This window comes from Methylobacterium sp. 190mf, assembly GCF_900107945.1.
Taxonomy (GTDB): domain Bacteria; phylum Pseudomonadota; class Alphaproteobacteria; order Rhizobiales; family Beijerinckiaceae; genus Methylobacterium.
Window position 1 is genome coordinate 1 of sequence record NZ_FNVI01000020.1, and the last position, 15597, is coordinate 15597.

Genomic DNA, 15597 nt, shown 5'->3' on the forward strand with positions numbered 1-15597 from the left:
GAGTTCCTGGGCGAGATGATCTCGAACCAGCTGGTCTACTACCCGACCGTGACCCGCGAGCCGTTCCGCAACCGCGGCCGGATCACCGACCTGATGGTCTCGGGCAAGCTGTTCGAGGATATCGGCCTGCCGCCGATGGCGATCGAGAACGACCGCTTCATGCTCTGCGGCAGCCCCGACATGATCCGCGACACCCGCGAGCTCCTGACGTCCCGCGGCTACGAGGAGGGCAACCACGGCGAGGCCGCCCACTACGTCATCGAGAAGGCCTTCGTCGAGAAATAGCGCACCCGCGCAGGCCGGTTCGGCTTCAGCCCGGTGCGGTCCGCCGTGCCGGGCTTTTCTGTGCCGGTGCGTCTCCGGACCCGGTCGCGGGGGCGGGGCGCAGGATCGCCCCGTAGCCCTCCTGCGCGTCGCCGACGAAGCGGATGCCCGCCCCTTCGAGGACCGTGCGGATCGCCGCGAGGGTCCGGCTGCGGGGCTGGACCTGCTCGCTCTCGATCATGTTCAGGGTGACGACGGAGACCGCGGCGCGGCTCGCGAGAACCCCTTGCGTCCACTTGAGAAGTCCGCGGCCGGCGCGGATCTGAGCGGCAGTGATCATGGGCCGGAGATCGCCCGAACTGAAAGAATTTTCAAGTTTTCGGTTGACGCAGGCCGAGCGCGACCGTATCCACCGCGCCATCGGCCTGCCGGGCCGGTGATCTGAAGTGACCGCACGCTCCTCGTATCCGCGGCCCGCGCGCCGCGGCGGACGAGTCCGGTTCCCTTCGCAACGGTCGCCGCTGGCAGCCCATCGCAGTTCACCGGCGCGGGCCGGAGACGCTCGGTTATCCCTGTCACGGATCCCCCCGAGCCTCATCGACACGCCCGCGTCACCCGAAGCCCCGTTCGGACGGAGCATGGCATGAAACAGCACGACGGCATCGACGTCGCGGCGTTCGCCCGTTCCGGGCTGATGCGACCGTTACGGTCGTATCGCGGGGCTCTCGGCCCGAGAGGCTGAGCGCGTCTCGAGGACCCTGCGGGCCGGCAGGGGACGGTTATCATCGGTAGAGCGCCGCGGGCTTGTCCCGCGGAGGTTGCGGGTTCGATCCCCGTCGGGGGCCGCGAGGTCGCCGGAGCTCATGCCCGTCTCCGACACCACGACCGCAGGGCCCCGCGAGACGACCGGGGCGCCGACCGTGCGCGGATCCCGGCCGACAATGCGGGCCGGAGAGGAACGGTTATCTTCACCGAAGGGAGGTCGCGGGTTCGAATCCCGCCGGGCCGCGAGGCCCGTAGCTCAGACCGGATAGAGCGCCCGGACACCGTTCCTCACCCCACGCCCGCATCGCCCGGACGCGGGCCGGAAGACGAAGGTTATCGGGATCCGAGGGGTGCGGGTGCGAGTCCCGCCGGGTCGTCAGGCCCGTAGCTCAAGCAGAGCATCGGATAAGCCCCTCGTCGCCGCCACGCCCGCGCCCGGCCGGACGGAACCCCGCCACCGACCATACGAGAGACCGGCCGCGCGCGAGCGGCGGTGGACGACGCGCCGCGGCCGCGTCCCCGCCCGACCGCGCGCGCCGGGACGCGCCACCGGCCGGCGATCGGCCGCGATGGAGAGAGGAGAGACCGAGAGGAGCCCGCCATGACGAAGCTCGCACAGATGTTCCGGCTCCGCGCCACCCCGCAGACGGAGCCGATCCCCGGCACGGTGCCGAACGCCGCCGGAGGCCACGCCTTCGCGGTCGGCGACTGGGCGCGGCTCGACCGCTTCCTGGTGCTCGGCTCCGAGGGCGGCTCGTACTACGCGAGCCCGCGCGCCCTGACCGCCGAGAACGCGGCGGCGGTGCAGCGGTGCATCGCGCAGGACGGCGCCCGCGCGGTCGCCGCCGTCGTGGCGGTGAGCGAGGGCGGCCGGGCTCCGAAGCCGGATCCGGCGATCTTCGCCCTGGCGCTGGCCGCCGCGTCGGCGGACCTCGCGACCCGGCGCGCGGCGCTCGCGGCCCTGCCGCGGGTCTGCCGCACCGGCACGCACCTGTTCCAGTTCGCCGCCTCCGTCGAGGCGATGCGCGGCTGGGGCCGGGGCCTGCGCCGGGCGGTCGGTGACTGGTACTGCGCCAAGCCCGTGGAGGCCCTGGCCTTCCAGGCGGTGAAGTACCGGACCCGCCAGGGCTGGTCGCACCGCGACCTCCTGCGGCTGGCCCATCCGGAGACGGAGGAGCCCGCCCGGAAGGCGCTGTTCGACTGGATCTGCCGCGGCACCGTGACCGAGGCCGCCCCCGGGCTCGTCCACGCCTTCGCGCGGGTGCAGGCGGAGGGCCTCGACGGGGCGGTGGCCGCCGCCCTGGTGCGCTCGCACGGCCTGCCGTGGGAGGCGCTGCCGACCGGGCTGATGGGCAGCCGCGCGGTGAACGAGGCCCTGATCGAGCGGATGCCGGTCGGCGCCCTCGTGCGCCAGCTCGGCCGCCTGACGGCCGCGGGGGTGCTCGCGCCCTTCTCGGAGGGCACCGAGCACGTCCGGGCAGTCCTGTCGGACCGGGAGCGGATCCTCCGGGCGCGCCTGCACCCGATGGCGCTGCTGCTGGCCCTCAAGACCTACGCCTCCGGGCACGGTCAGCGGGGCAAGCTCGCCTGGGAGCCGGTGGCGGCGATCGTCGAGGCGCTGAACGCCGCGTTCTACACGGCGTTCGGCGCGGTCGAGCCCACGGGCCGGCGCCTCGTGCTGGCGCTGGACGTCTCGGGCTCGATGGGCGCCAGCACGGTCGCGGGCTCGACGCTCACGGCCCGGGAGGCGGCCGCCGCGATGGCGCTCGTCACCGCGGCGACCGAGGAGCACTGGCAGGTGCTGGGCTTCACCGCCGAGGCCGGCCGGGCCTGGAGCCAGGGGGCCGCGATGACGCCGCTGCCGATCGGGCCGTCGACGCGGCTCGATCAGGCGGTGCGGGCGACCGCCGACCTGCCGTTCGGCGCCACCGACTGCTCCCTGCCGATGCGCTGGGCGCTGGAGCGGGGCGTCAAGGCCGACGCGTTCGTGGTCTACACGGACTCGGAGACCTGGGCGGGGCCGGTCCACCCGGTCCAGGCGCTGCGGGCGTACCGGGAGAAGACCGGGATCCCGGCGAAGCTGGTGGTCGTTGGGCTGGTCTCCAACGGCTTCAGCATCGCCGACCCGGAGGATCCCGGCATGCTCGACGTGGTCGGCTTCGACACCGCGGCTCCGGCCGTGATCGCGGATTTCATCCGCGCGTGAGACAGGGGCGGGCGGCTCTTCCGGGCCGCCCGCCCTATTGCTGCGGGACGCCCGGCATCCCGTCCGCGAAGGGGCCGCCGCCGGCGCTGAACAGCTTGCGCAGGAAGCCCGGGGCGATCGCCGAGAGCGGGTTCACGCTCACGTCCGGCGAGGCGAGCTTGCCGGAGACGCGGAAATTGACCGCGAACAGGCCCTCGTTGTGGCCGCCGCCCAGCAGCGGCCCGAGCAGCGGCAGCTGCGAGGCCACGTTGTTCAGGCCGTAGAGCGGCACGAAGGTGCCGGTCATGTCGGTGCGCTCGCGGCCGGTATCGAGCCAGCCCGACAGGGTGAAACCCATGGCGGCGTTCGAGATCGCCGCGTCGGTGAAGTCGACGCGGGTGCCGGTGCGCACGAAATTGGCGCGCATGCGGTCGAAGGTGACGTCGCCCGCGCCCCGGCCCGGGGCGACCCGTCGGCCGCGGGCCGTCTCCGCGTCGGACGGCTCCGGGCCCTGCGCCATGATGCTCGACAGCGCGGGCTCGTTGCGCAGGATGAAGTCGCGGATCTGCACGACGCCGGATTGCGGGCCGTCGTTGAGGCCGATCCCGGCCGTGAGCCGGCCGCCATACATCCGCCGGTACACGTCGACGAACCGCAGCGTCGCGCCGGCATCGGCCGATTCCACCGACAGGGTCGGCACGCCGCGCTCGCCGCGGGTCACCGTGGCGGCGAAGGGGGCCGCGCGGAAGCGCCCGGTGATGTTGGCGGCCCGCAGGGTCTTCCCGTGCAGGGAGAGCTTCAGGTTGGCGCCGGTCAGCGCCTCCTCGTTGAAGCCGGTGACGATGGGCACCTGGATGTCGGCGTCGATATCCTTCGGATTCGCGTCCCGCGCCTCTCGGCCTCCCTTCGGGTCGGGGGCGCCCAGCGATTTCAGGAACGGCCGGGCGTCGGCCACCGCGCCCCGGACCACGACCTTGTAGCCGCCGCCGGTCCGGTCGAGGCTCACGCGCAGGTCGTCGCCGGGGGAGAGCTTGACGCTGGTCAGGTCCGCCCGCTCCAGGCCGCCCTCCTGGGTGATCGAGACGGTGCCGCGCGCGCTCGCCGGGGCCGCGTCGAGGGCGAAGTCGCGCAGGTCGAAGGTCTGGCCGCTGTCGACGAGGGTGAAGGTCAGCCGCCCGGGCTTGCCCGGCGGCTTGGTCAGCCCCGGGATCAGCCCGTCGATCCCGGCCTTCGCCAGATCCGCCTCGACCCGGATCGGCGGCTTGCCGGATCCCGGCCGGCCGATCTGCACCACCGCGCGGACCGGGATCGTCCCGGTGAGCTGCGGCGCGGTCGGCAGGCCCTTGCGGCCGCGGACCGCCTCGTCGAGCGACACGTTGACCACCGCCTCGCCGGGCTGCCCGACCTTCGGCTGGCGCAGGTCGACCGACATGGGCGCGCCCGCGACCCGGCCGTCGCCCTTCAGCGTGAAGGCGCCCCGGTCGTAGACGAGGTTGAACCGGCCCGACTCGAGCCGGTCCCGGCCCATCACCTTGTCGACCGCGAGGTCGGCCAGCGAGCCGGTCAGCGTCACCGGCAGGTCCGGCAGGTCGGGGATGTGCTTGAGGTCGAGGGGGAAGTCGACGCGCAGGTCGGCGCTGCCCTTGATCGTGGCGGGGTCGAGGTCGACGCTCATCACGCTCTTGAACAGCTTGGCCTGGAGCACGGAGGCCATGCCGTCGGCGCCGCCGGAGAGCCGCATCCCGATCTGGGCCACGACCCGGTCCGGGGTGATCTGCGGGATGACGAAGCTGCCGTCCGAGATGGCGAGCCCGCGCCCGTCCGGCCCGTGGACCTCGGCGGTCACGTTGCGCACCGTGGTCGAGCGCCCGGTGATCACGCCGACGACGTTGCCCTTGGTCACCGGCGGGGAATCGGCGGTGACGTCGATGGCAGCGTCCGAGACGTGGAAGTCGATGTGGACCGCGTCGTCCGGGGCGGGGTCGCCCCGGGTGGCGGCCGCCAGGACCGCCCCGGACATCTTCACCTTGATGTCGACGGAATCGACCCGGCCGCGCCGGAGCTGGTCCACCAGGTAGGTGCGGGCCGGCGGCGCGATGTGCTCCGGCCAGAGCCGCAGCCCGGTACGGACCTCGCCGTCGTGGCCGGCGAGGTGCAGGGTCAGGCCGCCGTCGTCGGCGCTCGTGCCGATCGTCCCGGTGATGGCGCCCTTCACGCCGGGCCCCGACAGGGTCAGCGCGTCGATGGAGATCCCGCCGTCGCGGCCGGAGAGCTGCGCGTCCAGGGCGTCGATCTTCACCGGCGCGTCCTGCGGGGTCGCCCCGCGTAAGGTGGCGTCGCGGCTCGCCAGCGTCGCGGTCCAGCTCGTGCTCGCCCCCGCGGGGCTGCCCGTCCACGTCCCCGCGAGGTGCACGGCGTTGCCGGCCCCGCGATAGTCCAGGCCGGTCAGCGACATCACGCGGTTGGCCTCGTCCCAGTCCAGGGAGGCGTCGAGGCTCTCGACCGTGACCGGGTTGAAGTCCTTCTCCTCGATCAGGAACGTGCCGTCGCCGGTGTGGAGCTTGGCGTTCATGGTCCGGATGCGGCCGGCCGTCAGGCTCACGTCGGCGCGGGCCGAGACCTTCAGGTCCGTGGTCAGCGGCAGGCCGGACTGGCCCGAGAGCAACAGGAGATCCGTGACCGGCAGGTCGTCGAGGGTGATGACGCCCGAGCGCTCCTGCCCGTCCGCGCCGTCGCGCAGCGTGCCGCCGAAGCGCCACTCGCCGTGCGGCCCGTCGAGCCGCAATTCGAAGTTCCGGGTGCCGTTGACCGGGTCGCGCCCGAACAGGCCGTTGACCCGCGCGAAGACCGCGCGCTCGCGGCCGTCCTCGTCGATCAGCCGCAGCCGCGCGTCGGTGACGCGCGCGCGGTCGAGGGCGCCGACCACGCCGCCCGGATCGAGGACGACCCCGAAGATCGACGCGATCGCGGCCGAGAGCGGCGAGACGGTGCCGCGCACCCCGTCCACGCTCGGCGGCGTGTGCGGCGCGACGTCGACCGGGTGGTTGGCCTCCGAGGCCGCGAAGGCGATGGAGCCGTCCCGGTGCAGCAGCGCGGTGGTCTGCGTCTCGCGGAACTCGATCGAGCGCGGCTGCAGGTTGAGCCGCAGGAGCCCCCAGGGGTCGAGGCTGACGAGCGCCAGGGGGGCGCGCACCACGAGGTCGCCCTGCGGGTTGCGAATGTCGAGGCCGGAGAAGCGCAGGCTGAGCGCGTTCTCGCGGTCGAGCTCGAGGCTGCTGCCGCGCAGCCCGATGCTCCAGCCGGGCCCGATCCTCTCGGCCACGGCGGCGGCGACGCGGCGCGACAGGCCGTCGATCTGGAGCGGCCCGTTCGACAGGCGCAGGGCCACGAGGCCGACACCGGCGCCGACGAGCAGCACCAGCGCGAGGGCGCTCACGAGGCAGACGCCGCCGACGCGTCGCGCCTTCCCCCGAGGCCTGCATGCCGGCGTTGTCTCGTCCGCCATCGGGACCTTTGTTCCGGGGTCTCTGCGCGCGGCGCCCTCGGGCTCCGCGGCCGGTGGATCGAAGCGCACCCGCGCTTTACAGCGGCCGCGACTCCGGGCTTGGCTCGGACGTGCGCGGTGCCATCGCTCGAGCCCGCGCACGAGATCGGTTGCACATCATCAATCGGCCGAAAGGAAGGCACGATGCCGCTGTCAGAGGGGGATCCCGCCCCCGATTTCGACCTTCCCGCCTCGGGCGGAGGGCGTGTCGGACTGTCCGCGCTCCGCGGTCACAAAGTCGTGCTCTACTTCTACCCGAAGGACGACACGAGCGGATGCACGCTGGAGGCGCAGGACTTCAACGGCCTGCTGCCGGCCTTCGCGGAAGCGGACGCCAAGGTCGTCGGCCTGTCGCCGGACCCGGTGAAGAGCCACGACAAGTTCTGCGGCAAGTACGGGCTGACCTTCCCGCTCGCCGCCGACGAGGACAAGACCGTGCTCGAGGCCTACGGCGTCTGGGTCGAGAAGAGCATGTACGGGCGCAAGTACATGGGCGTGGAGCGCACCACCGTCCTGGTCGACCGGGAAGGGCGCGTCGCCAGGATCTGGCCGAAGGTGAAGGTGCCCGGCCACGCCGAGGCCGTCCTGGCGGCCGCGCGCGCCCTGCCCTGACGTCCCCTTGACGTCCCCCTGACGCCCGGCGCGCGACGGATCCTTAACCCTACTGAGGCCTGAATGGCGGCTCCTCCGGTGCCGTCCCGATGCAGCTTCCGAAGTTCCCCGCGCGTCTCAGGCCGCACCGGCCAGCTCCCTGGCTCGCCGCCGGCCTCGCCCTGGCGGTGGCCTGGGCGCTCGGGGCCTCCTGCCTGATCGTGTTCCACGACGAGGTGCTCGCCGGGTTCGTGGCCAGGCAGGCCGCCCTGCGCGACGCCTACGAGGCGCGCATCGGCGAGCTCCAGGACCGCCTCGACCGCGACCGGAGCGACCGGGCGGGGAGCGAGGCGGGTCTGGCCGACCGGGTTGCGGCCGCCCTGGAGCGCCAGGCCGAGCTGGAGCGGCGCACGGCCGCCCTCGCAGACCTGGAGCGGCAGGCCCTACCCGAGCCGTCCACGACCGGCGCCCTGCCCGGGCGGCCCGGCGCTGCGCCCGGTGGGAGCTACGACGATCTCTTCCTGCGTCCGACTGAGGGTGCGGCTCCGGCGCCGCGCTCCGCCCGCGATCCCCTGCCCCGCCGCGGCGCGCGCGAGGCCGAGACCGGCCTGATCCGGCTGGAGGCCCGGCTCGACGGCCTGCAGGCGGCCCAGGGCGAGCGCCTCGCCGGGCTGGCCGCCCGGGCCGGGGACGCGGTGCGGCGGCTGCGCGGGCTGATCGGCCGCACCGGTCTCGACCCCGACCGCCTCGATCCCGACCGCACCGGCGCGGCCGCGCCGGCCGCCGGGCTGGGCGGACCGTTCGTGCCCCTCGACGGCCGCGCCCTGGACGGAACCGGCTTCGCGGAGGGCCTCGCCCTGGCCCGGCGCGCGCTCGACGACGGCGAGCGCCTGCGCCGGCTCGCCGCCACCCTGCCCCTGGCCCGCCCGATCCGGGGAGGCGCGACCGTGTCGAGCCCGTTCGGCACGCGCCTCGACCCCTTCACCCGCGGCCTCGCCCTCCATACCGGGCTGGACCTGAAGGCGGAGTACGGCGAGCCCGCCCGCGCCACCGCGCCGGGCCGGGTGATCGCCGCCGAGGCCGCGGGCGGCTACGGCAACATGGTCGAGATCGACCACGGCCACGGCGTCACCACGCGGTTCGGCCACCTCGCCCGCATCGCGGTCCGCCCCGGGCAGCGCGTGGCCGCGGGCGACGCGGTCGGCGCCGTCGGCTCGACGGGGCGCTCCACCGGGGCGCATCTCCACTACGAGACCCGCATCGACGGCGAGCCGGTGGATCCGCAGCGCTTCCTGGAGGCCGGCGCCACCGTCGCGGCGGCCGGACCCGGCGCCGACTGAGTCCGTCGCTGCGCCGGTCGCCCTGTGCCGGTCGCCCTGTGCCGGCCTCCGAGTCCCCGAGGGAGGCCGGCCTGGCATCGGCCGTGACGCCCGCGCGGGGATGGCCTTCCGGGCCGGACCTGTTGCGGGCGGCCGGCCCGGTGCTACGATCCGGCCGAGGTGGGGATCGGCGATGGCTCTGGCCGCGAAGCGCGACGCGCGGATGGATGTGTCCGAGTTCAGGCTCTGGGTGGAGGGCCGGCCCGCGCACGAGCGCTGGGAGCTGCTCGACGGCGAGCCCGCGCTCATGGCGCCGCCGCGGGAGCGGCATCAGCGAATCGTCATGAACCTGGCGGGACGCCTCGACGCCCTGGCGGAGCCGCGAGGCTGCCGCGCCATGCCGGGTCTGGCGATCCTCAGCGCCGCGATGGACGATTTCGCCCCGATCCCCGACGTGGTGGTGCGGTGCGGGCCGCCGCTGCCGGAGGGCTACGCCGCCGACCCGCTCCTCGTCGCCGAGGTGCTCTCGCCCTCGACCATGAGTCTCGACCGCGGTCGGAAGATCGACTTCTACCGGACCGTGCCGAGCCTCGCGGTCCTGCTGATCGTCTATTCCGACGAGGCGCGGGTCGAGGTCTGGCGACGCGCGGGCGACGACTGGAGCGTCGCGGCCCTCGGTCTCGACGGCACCGTGTCGCTGCCGGAGCTCGACGGCGCCGTGCCGGTGCGCGACCTCTACCGCGGTCTCGCCTTCTGAGCGGCCGCACCCCACCTGATCGAACGGCGAAGCATCAAGGCACCGACTTGCCCCATTTCGAAGATTTCTACGCGGCCAAGCTGCGCGGCTCCCTCGGCGTGACCGACGCCGAGTCGGTGCTCGACCTGCGCGGCACCAACCGGGCGACCGCCGAGGCCTCGCTCAAGGACATGCTGGAGCGCAGCCGCTTCGCCAAGGGCAAGACCGTGGCGATCCGGCTCGATCCGCCCCCGGAGGGCGGCGGCGAGACCCTGTTCCAGCCGGCCGGGCGCCTGCTCCTCGACGCGAAGCGCCGCGGCCTGATCGAGCGCCTGCAGACCCTGCCGGCCCAGGACGGGCTCGGCTTCTACGTGGCGCTCACCGGCCGCGCCGACCGGACGCCCATGTAGGGCGGCCACGGAGGTTGTGCCGGCAACGGATCGGGTGCGCGCCGCCGGGCGTTGAACGCTCCCGCTCCACAGGATGCCGCCCGTGCCCGACACCCGATTCCCCGAAGCCGGGTCCCGCCGATGAGGACCCTTCCCGGCGGCCGCAACGCGATCGAGCGCATCGCCCGCTTCGGCTACGGCGCCCGCGGCGTGGTCTACATCGTGGTCGGCGCCCTGGCCCTGCTGGCGGCCCTGGGGCATGGCGGCCAGGCCGGCGACAGCAAGGACGCGCTCCGCGCCGTCATGGCCGGGCCGTTCGGCGCGGCCGTCGTCGGCCTGATCGCCCTCGGCCTCGCTGGCTTCGCCCTCTGGCGCCTCGTCGAGGGCATCACCGATGCCGACCGGCGGGGCACTTCCGCCAAGGGCCTCGCGGTGCGCGGTGCCCACCTGATCAGCGCCGGGCTCTATCTCGGGCTCGCCGCCAGCGCGGCCTCGCTCAGCCTCGGCCTGGGCATGAGCGGCGGCGACGGCGTGCATGACGGCACCGCGTGGCTCCTGAGCAAGCCCTTCGGCCGCTGGCTCGTGGCCCTCGTCGGCCTCGCGGTCGTCGGCGGCGGGTTCGGCTTCCTCGGCAAGGCGTGGCGCGGGGACGTCACCGACCGGCTCGCCCTCGACGCCCGGGCCCGGGACCGCTGGGCCGGCCCGATCGGCCGCTTCGGCTACGCGGCGCGGGGCCTCGCCTTCCTGATCATCGGCGGGTTCCTCGTGGCCGCCGCGTGGCACCAGCGCTCCTCGGATGCCAAGGGTCTGGCCGAGGCCTTCGCGCTGCTGCGCGCACAACCCTACGGCTGGATCCTCCTCGGGCTCGTGGCGGCCGGCCACGCCGCCTTCGGGGCCTTCGGGCTGATCCAGGCCCGCTACCGGCTCATCGACGCCCCCGACATCGACCGGGTGGACGACGCGGCCGGTGCGGCGGCCCGGGCGCTGGGCTGAGGCCGGCGCCGCCTCCGGCCCCGGCTCCGGCCCCGGCTCCGGCCCCGGCTCCGGCCCCGGCTCCGGCCCCGGCTCCGGCCCCGGCTCCGGCCCCGGCTCCGGCCCTGGGCGGGCCGCGTTGACAGGGCCGGTGCCGCGGCGGATACCCCGCGGCATCCCATCCGGCTCCCGATGCAGCAGCGCCTCTACAAGACCGCGGTGATGGTGACCCACGACCTCGCGGCGACCGCTGCCGCCGTGGTGCTCACCTTCCTGTTCCGCTTCCAGGGCGGCATGCTGGCCGAGCGTCTGCACGCCCTGCCCCTGCTGCTGCCGCCGTTCCTCGTCCTCGCCGGCCTCGTCTACGGCCGCTTCCGGCTCTACCGGACCAAGTGGCGCTTCGCCTCGTTGCAGGACCTCGCCGGCATCGTCCGGGCGGCCAGCGTCCTGGCCCTGGCGCTCCTGGTGATCGACTGGGTGCTGGTCTCGTCCGACCTCTACGGATTCTACTTCTTCGGCAAGATCGCGATCCTGCTCTACTGGGTGCTGCAGATCTTCTTCCTGGGCGGCACGCGCCTGGCGTTCCGCTACCTGAAAGACACCCGCTCCCGGCAGTCGAGCGCGCGGGCCGCCACCGTCCCGACCCTGCTCCTCGGGCGCGGCGCCGACATGGACGTGCTGATCCGCGCCATCGAGGCGGGCTCGGTGCGGAAGCTCGCGCCGCGGGGCATCCTGTCGCCCCGAGCGGACGAGCGCGGCCAGTTCATGCGCGGCGTGCCGGTGCTCGGCGGCTTCCCGGATCTCGAGCGCGTGGTCGCCGACCTCGCCGCCCGCGGCGAGCCGGTGCGGCGGCTCGTGGCCGCCCCGAGCGCCCTCGTGCCGGAGGCGGCGCCGGACGACCTGATCGCCCGCGCCCGGCGCCTCGGCCTGCCCCTCGCTCGGGTCGTCGGCCTCGGTGAGGGCGTGCAGGGTCCGGAACTGGCGCCGCTGGAGATCGAGGACCTGCTGCTGCGGCCGACCGTCGCCATCGACCGGCCGCGTCTGGAGGCGTTCCTCGCCGGCCGCCGGGTCGTGGTGACCGGCGGCGGCGGGTCGATCGGCTCGGAGATCTGCCTGCGGGCCGTGGCCTTCGGGGCCGCCGCCGTGCTGGTGCTCGAATCCTCCGAGCCGGCGCTCCACGGCATCCTCAGCCACCCCGCGATCCTGGCCGCCGAGACCGCCGTGACGGGGGTGCTGGCCGATATCCGCGACCGTGAGCGGACGCACGCGGTGATCGCGGCGTTCCGGCCCGACTACGTGCTCCACGCCGCCGCGCTGAAGCAGGTGCCCTACCTGGAGCGGGACTGGCAGGAGGGCATCAAGACCAACGTGTTCGGCTCGATCAACGTCGCCGAGGCGGCGGTGGCGGCGGGCGCGCGGGCGCTCGTGATGATCTCCACCGACAAGGCGATCGAGCCGGTCTCGCAGCTCGGGGTCACGAAGCGCTTCGCCGAGATGGTCGCCCAGGCCCTCGACGCCGCGCAGTCGGCGCGGCCGGACCACCCGACCCGGCTGATCGCCGTGCGGTTCGGCAACGTGCTGGGCTCCGTGGGCTCGGTCGTGCCGGTCTTCAAGGCGCAGATCGCCCGGGGCGGCCCGGTCACCGTCACCCACCCGGACATGGTCCGCTACTTCATGACCGTGCGCGAGGCCTGCGACCTCGTGCTGACGGCCGCCTCCCACGCCGACGGCGAGGCCCGGGCGGGCGCGGAGCGCGCCGCGGTCTACGTGCTCAAGATGGGGCAGCCGGTGCGGATCGCCGACCTCGCCGAGCGGATGATCCGGCTGGCCGGCTTCGAGCCCGGCACCGAGATCGAGATCGCCTATACCGGCGCCCGGCCCGGCGAGCGGCTCAACGAGATCCTGTTCGCCCGCGAGGAGCCCCGGATCGCCCTGCCGGGCATCGACGGGGTGATGGCGGCGCGGCCGGTCTTCGCCGATCGGGACCGGCTCGACGCCTGGGTGGCGCGGCTGCGCGACGCCGTGGCGGCCGGCGACCGGGCGGCCGCCGAGGCCGTGTTCGAGGCGGCCATCCCGCATTTCCGGGAGCGCGCCGTCCTCCGCCCCGGGCCGCCCCAGGACGCCGCGGAGCCGGTCGGCGACCCGCCGCGCGCCGCCGCACCCGCCGCCCTCGGCTGATCCGGGCGACCCCGGGAGCGCGCCGCGGGGCCGTTCCCGATCGTCACACCGTGGCGATCGGCGTCGTCGGCGAGCCGACGGCGCCGGGCAGGCGCAGCGGCGGGGCGGTGAGCAGGAAGCGGCTGCGGCCGCGGGCCCGCAGCCAGTCGGCCAGCGGCGTCAGGTGCCACAGCTCGCCGAGATTGACCCCGAGCTTGAACAGGCAGTGCTCGTGGAGCGGCAGCGTCGCGCAGCAGGCGGGGCCGGGGCCAGCCGGGTAGGCCTCCACCGCGTAGTTGTCGGCGATCAGCGCGCAGAGCCCGGTGCGGGTGATCCAGTCGAGGAGGCGCGGGTCGCGCCCGTCGAGGCCGGCGCAGAGGGTGTGGACGAGCTTCGGGTCCGGCGCGCCGCCCATGGCGATCAGCCGCTCGGCGAAGCCCGTGTGCAGGCAGACCATGTCGCCCGGCTCCACCACGACGCCGTCGGCCTCCAGGATCCGGGCGAGCTGGTCGTAGCCGACGCGTGTCCTGGCGTCGCCGAGATGGGCGCGCAGGTCGATCATCACGGCCCGGCCCTGCATGCCGGTCTCGGCGAGGCGCTCGATCCCGAGGCGCTTCGCCCGGGACGGCTCATCCGCCGCCTCCGGCGCGCTCGGCCCGACGATGTCGCGGCCGCCGCGGAACCCGTTGTAGAAGGTCGGCGCGGCGCCCGCCCCGTCCGCGTCGAACAGCGAGCCGACATGGGCTAGCGAGTCCCACTGCGTCGAGTATTGCAGGTGGATCAGCGCGCGGTCGTCGCAGATCACGTCGGTGGCGCCGTCGACCTCCTCGCAGACCGGGAAGTTCATGTTCGGCCGGCCGTTGGCGCGCCGCGTCGGGGTGATCTGCGGCGGGTGGCGGCGCGGGTTCAGGACGTTGCCGCCCGGCAGGTCCAGCGGCAGGCTCAGACAGAAGGTCAGCCCTTCGCGCACCTCGGCGACCCCCTGCAGCACCTTCTCGGGGGTGAGCAGGTTCAGCCGGCCCAGCTCGTCGTCGGGGCCGAAATCCCCCCAGGTCGAGCCCTCGGGCCGCCGCGTCCAGCGCAGGGTCATGCCTGTGGTTCCCCTGCCCGTGCCGGCCGCGGAGCGGACCGCTTCCCGAGGCTCCGGGGCCGCGGTCCGGGGCGAACCCCGGCCGCGGCCGAGCGTGCGTTCCTCACCGGACCGTGCCCTTCTTCGAGGCCGCCGGGCCCGCGCTTCGCAGGGCCGCGGCGAGCCTAGGATGCGGCGGCGCGCGGCGATACCCCGGGCGGAAAACGACTCGGTGCAAACGTCACCGGCCGGTCCCGACCGGCCCCTTGTGATCCGTCGGAGCCCGGGTACAGTCCGGGCCAAGCCCGCGAATATAAAATTCGGGCACTGGGATGAGGGAACGCCGATGTCCGAGACCGTGCGCGCCGCCGCCCGGGTTGCCCCGATTCGGCGCACGCTGCCCGCCCTGATCGCCGCGGGGCTGGTCGCCGCCGGGCCCGTCCGGGCCGCGGACCCGATCAAGATCGGGGTGATCGCCGAGGCGCAGTCGGTGGCCGGGGCCTCGATCCCGCAGGCGGTCCAGCTCGCCGCCGACGAGATCAACGCCCAGGGCGGCGTCGATGGCCGCCAGATCCAGGTCGTCACCTACGACGACAAGTCCTCGGCCTCCGACGCGGTCCGCGCCTTCCAGCGGGCGGTCTCCGAGGACAAGGTCAACCTCGTCATCGCCAGCTACATCTCGGAGGTCGTGCTGGCGCTGATGCCCTGGGCGGCCCGGCTCAAGACGCCGATGATCACGCCCGGCGCGGCCTCGAACGAGATCAGCGTCGCGGTCCACAAGGACTACGCGCGCAACAAGTACACCTTCCACGGCTACCTGACCTCGCACGCCCTGGCGCAGGCGGTGTGCGACTCGGCCAAGGAGGTGCTGGTCGAGAAGCTCAAGGCCAAGACCGCCGCGATCATGAGCGAGGACGCGGCCTGGACCCGGCCGCTGGACGCCGCCTACCAGGAATGCCTGCCGAAATCCGGGCTCAAGGTGGTCGAGCACGTCCGCTTCTCGCCGGACACAGGCGACTTCACGCCGATCTACAACAAGATCGAGGCGGCCAAGCCCGACCTGATCGTCACCGGCATCGCCCATGTCGGCGTGCAGCCGACCGTGCAGTGGCAGAACCAGCAGGTGCCGATCGCCATGACGGGGATCAGCGGCCAGGCGACCTCCTCGACCTTCTGGGCCAACACCAACGGCGGCACGCAGGGCGTGCTGTTCGACAGCGTGGCGGTGCCGGGCGTGGCGCTCACCGAGAAGACGATCCCGTTCGCCGAGGCCTTCACCAAGCGCTTCGGCGGCGCGCCGTCCTACGCGGGCTACATGGCGTACGACGCCACGCACTACGCGGCGGAGGCGGTCAAGCGGGCGGGCTCCACGGAGGCCGACAAGCTCGTCGACGCCCTGGAGAAGACCGACTACGTCGGCACCGTCGGGCGCCTGAAATTCTACGGCAAGGACGAGCCGTTCACGCACTCGATCCAGTACGGGCCCGGCCTGATGACCAGCGTCCTCGGGCAGTGGCAGAACGGCAAGCAGGTGGCGATCTGGCCGGCCACCACCGCCAACGGGACCATGATCCTGCCCCCTGCGGTGAAGGCGGCGGGACGGTAA

Annotated in this window: 11 protein-coding genes, 2 tRNA genes and 1 pseudogene; 11 read left to right on the forward strand and 3 right to left on the reverse strand. The window is 74.0% G+C overall.

What is annotated here, in order from left to right:
* Positions 1 to 285: pseudogene (locus C4T42_RS21830) on the forward strand (ferredoxin--NADP reductase); the annotation flags it as partial.
* A 25-nt stretch (positions 286 to 310) separates the two neighbouring features.
* Here C4T42_RS21830 and C4T42_RS21835 read toward each other — a convergent pair.
* Positions 311 to 604, reverse strand: coding sequence for a helix-turn-helix transcriptional regulator (locus tag C4T42_RS21835; protein WP_020096444.1), 294 nt, complete (start codon positions 602 to 604; stop codon positions 311 to 313).
* Positions 605 to 1207: 603 nt separating this feature from the next.
* On the opposite strand from C4T42_RS21835, the gene C4T42_RS32030 reads away from it, so the two are divergent.
* The 3 genes from C4T42_RS32030 (at position 1208) to C4T42_RS21840 (ending at position 3235) form a co-directional block, all read left to right on the forward strand.
* Positions 1208 to 1274: transfer RNA gene (locus C4T42_RS32030), tRNA-OTHER, on the forward strand.
* Positions 1275 to 1406: transfer RNA gene (locus C4T42_RS32035), tRNA-OTHER, on the forward strand.
* 224 nt (positions 1407 to 1630) lie between these two features.
* Positions 1631 to 3235 carry a TROVE domain-containing protein gene (locus tag C4T42_RS21840; protein WP_042670081.1) on the forward strand — a complete coding sequence of 535 codons (1605 nt, stop codon included), beginning with the start codon at positions 1631 to 1633 and terminating at the stop codon, positions 3233 to 3235.
* 34 nt (positions 3236 to 3269) lie between these two features.
* On the opposite strand, the gene C4T42_RS21845 is transcribed toward C4T42_RS21840, so the two are convergent.
* On the reverse strand, positions 3270 to 6650 hold the full coding sequence (locus C4T42_RS21845; RefSeq protein ID WP_103985869.1) for a DUF3971 domain-containing protein: 3381 nt from the start codon (positions 6648 to 6650) through the stop codon (positions 3270 to 3272).
* A gap of 252 nt (positions 6651 to 6902) precedes the next feature.
* Here C4T42_RS21845 and C4T42_RS21850 point away from each other — a divergent pair, with 252 nt between their 5' ends.
* The 6 genes from C4T42_RS21850 (at position 6903) to C4T42_RS21880 (ending at position 12943) form a co-directional block, all read left to right on the forward strand.
* Positions 6903 to 7370 carry a peroxiredoxin gene (locus tag C4T42_RS21850; protein WP_012318789.1) on the forward strand — a complete coding sequence of 156 codons (468 nt, stop codon included), beginning with the start codon at positions 6903 to 6905 and terminating at the stop codon, positions 7368 to 7370.
* Positions 7371 to 7459: 89 nt separating this feature from the next.
* Positions 7460 to 8689 (forward strand): M23 family metallopeptidase, encoded by a 1230-nt coding sequence (locus tag C4T42_RS21855; RefSeq protein ID WP_042674489.1) that lies wholly within the window; start codon positions 7460 to 7462, stop codon positions 8687 to 8689.
* Between the two features lie 172 nt (positions 8690 to 8861).
* A complete protein-coding gene (locus C4T42_RS21860; protein WP_103985870.1) occupies positions 8862 to 9425 on the forward strand; it encodes a Uma2 family endonuclease in 564 nt (187 codons plus the stop codon).
* Positions 9426 to 9472: 47 nt separating this feature from the next.
* The gene (locus C4T42_RS21865) at positions 9473 to 9814 is read left to right on the forward strand and encodes a hypothetical protein (RefSeq protein WP_020096438.1); all 342 of its coding nucleotides are present in this window, start codon (positions 9473 to 9475) and stop codon (positions 9812 to 9814) included.
* A gap of 120 nt (positions 9815 to 9934) precedes the next feature.
* A complete protein-coding gene (locus C4T42_RS21870) occupies positions 9935 to 10786 on the forward strand; it encodes a DUF1206 domain-containing protein (protein WP_103985871.1) in 852 nt (283 codons plus the stop codon).
* 171 nt (positions 10787 to 10957) lie between these two features.
* Positions 10958 to 12943 carry an SDR family NAD(P)-dependent oxidoreductase gene (locus C4T42_RS21880; RefSeq protein ID WP_020096436.1) on the forward strand — a complete coding sequence of 662 codons (1986 nt, stop codon included), beginning with the start codon at positions 10958 to 10960 and terminating at the stop codon, positions 12941 to 12943.
* Between the two features lie 43 nt (positions 12944 to 12986).
* Here C4T42_RS21880 and C4T42_RS21885 read toward each other — a convergent pair whose 3' ends face one another.
* Positions 12987 to 14012 carry a cyclase family protein gene (locus C4T42_RS21885; RefSeq protein ID WP_042674492.1) on the reverse strand — a complete coding sequence of 342 codons (1026 nt, stop codon included), beginning with the start codon at positions 14010 to 14012 and terminating at the stop codon, positions 12987 to 12989.
* 325 nt (positions 14013 to 14337) lie between these two features.
* Between C4T42_RS21885 and C4T42_RS21890 the strand changes: the two genes are divergently transcribed.
* Positions 14338 to 15597 carry an ABC transporter substrate-binding protein gene (locus C4T42_RS21890; protein WP_042674494.1) on the forward strand — a complete coding sequence of 420 codons (1260 nt, stop codon included), beginning with the start codon at positions 14338 to 14340 and terminating at the stop codon, positions 15595 to 15597.

What these genes read in the sequence shown, in the direction of transcription:
- C4T42_RS21835 (WP_020096444.1), bottom strand. Translation starts at nt 604, where the DNA reads ATGATCACTGCCGCTCAGATCCGCGCCGGCCGCGGACTTCTCAAGTGG.
- C4T42_RS21840 (WP_042670081.1), top strand. Translation starts at nt 1,631, where the DNA reads ATGACGAAGCTCGCACAGATGTTCCGGCTCCGCGCCACCCCGCAGACG.
- C4T42_RS21850 (WP_012318789.1), top strand. Translation starts at nt 6,903, where the DNA reads ATGCCGCTGTCAGAGGGGGATCCCGCCCCCGATTTCGACCTTCCCGCC.
- C4T42_RS21855 (WP_042674489.1), top strand. Translation starts at nt 7,460, where the DNA reads ATGCAGCTTCCGAAGTTCCCCGCGCGTCTCAGGCCGCACCGGCCAGCT.
- C4T42_RS21860 (WP_103985870.1), top strand. Translation starts at nt 8,862, where the DNA reads ATGGCTCTGGCCGCGAAGCGCGACGCGCGGATGGATGTGTCCGAGTTC.
- C4T42_RS21870 (WP_103985871.1), top strand. Translation starts at nt 9,935, where the DNA reads ATGAGGACCCTTCCCGGCGGCCGCAACGCGATCGAGCGCATCGCCCGC.
- C4T42_RS21880 (WP_020096436.1), top strand. Translation starts at nt 10,958, where the DNA reads ATGCAGCAGCGCCTCTACAAGACCGCGGTGATGGTGACCCACGACCTC.
- C4T42_RS21885 (WP_042674492.1), bottom strand. Translation starts at nt 14,012, where the DNA reads ATGACCCTGCGCTGGACGCGGCGGCCCGAGGGCTCGACCTGGGGGGAT.
- C4T42_RS21890 (WP_042674494.1), top strand. Translation starts at nt 14,338, where the DNA reads ATGTCCGAGACCGTGCGCGCCGCCGCCCGGGTTGCCCCGATTCGGCGC.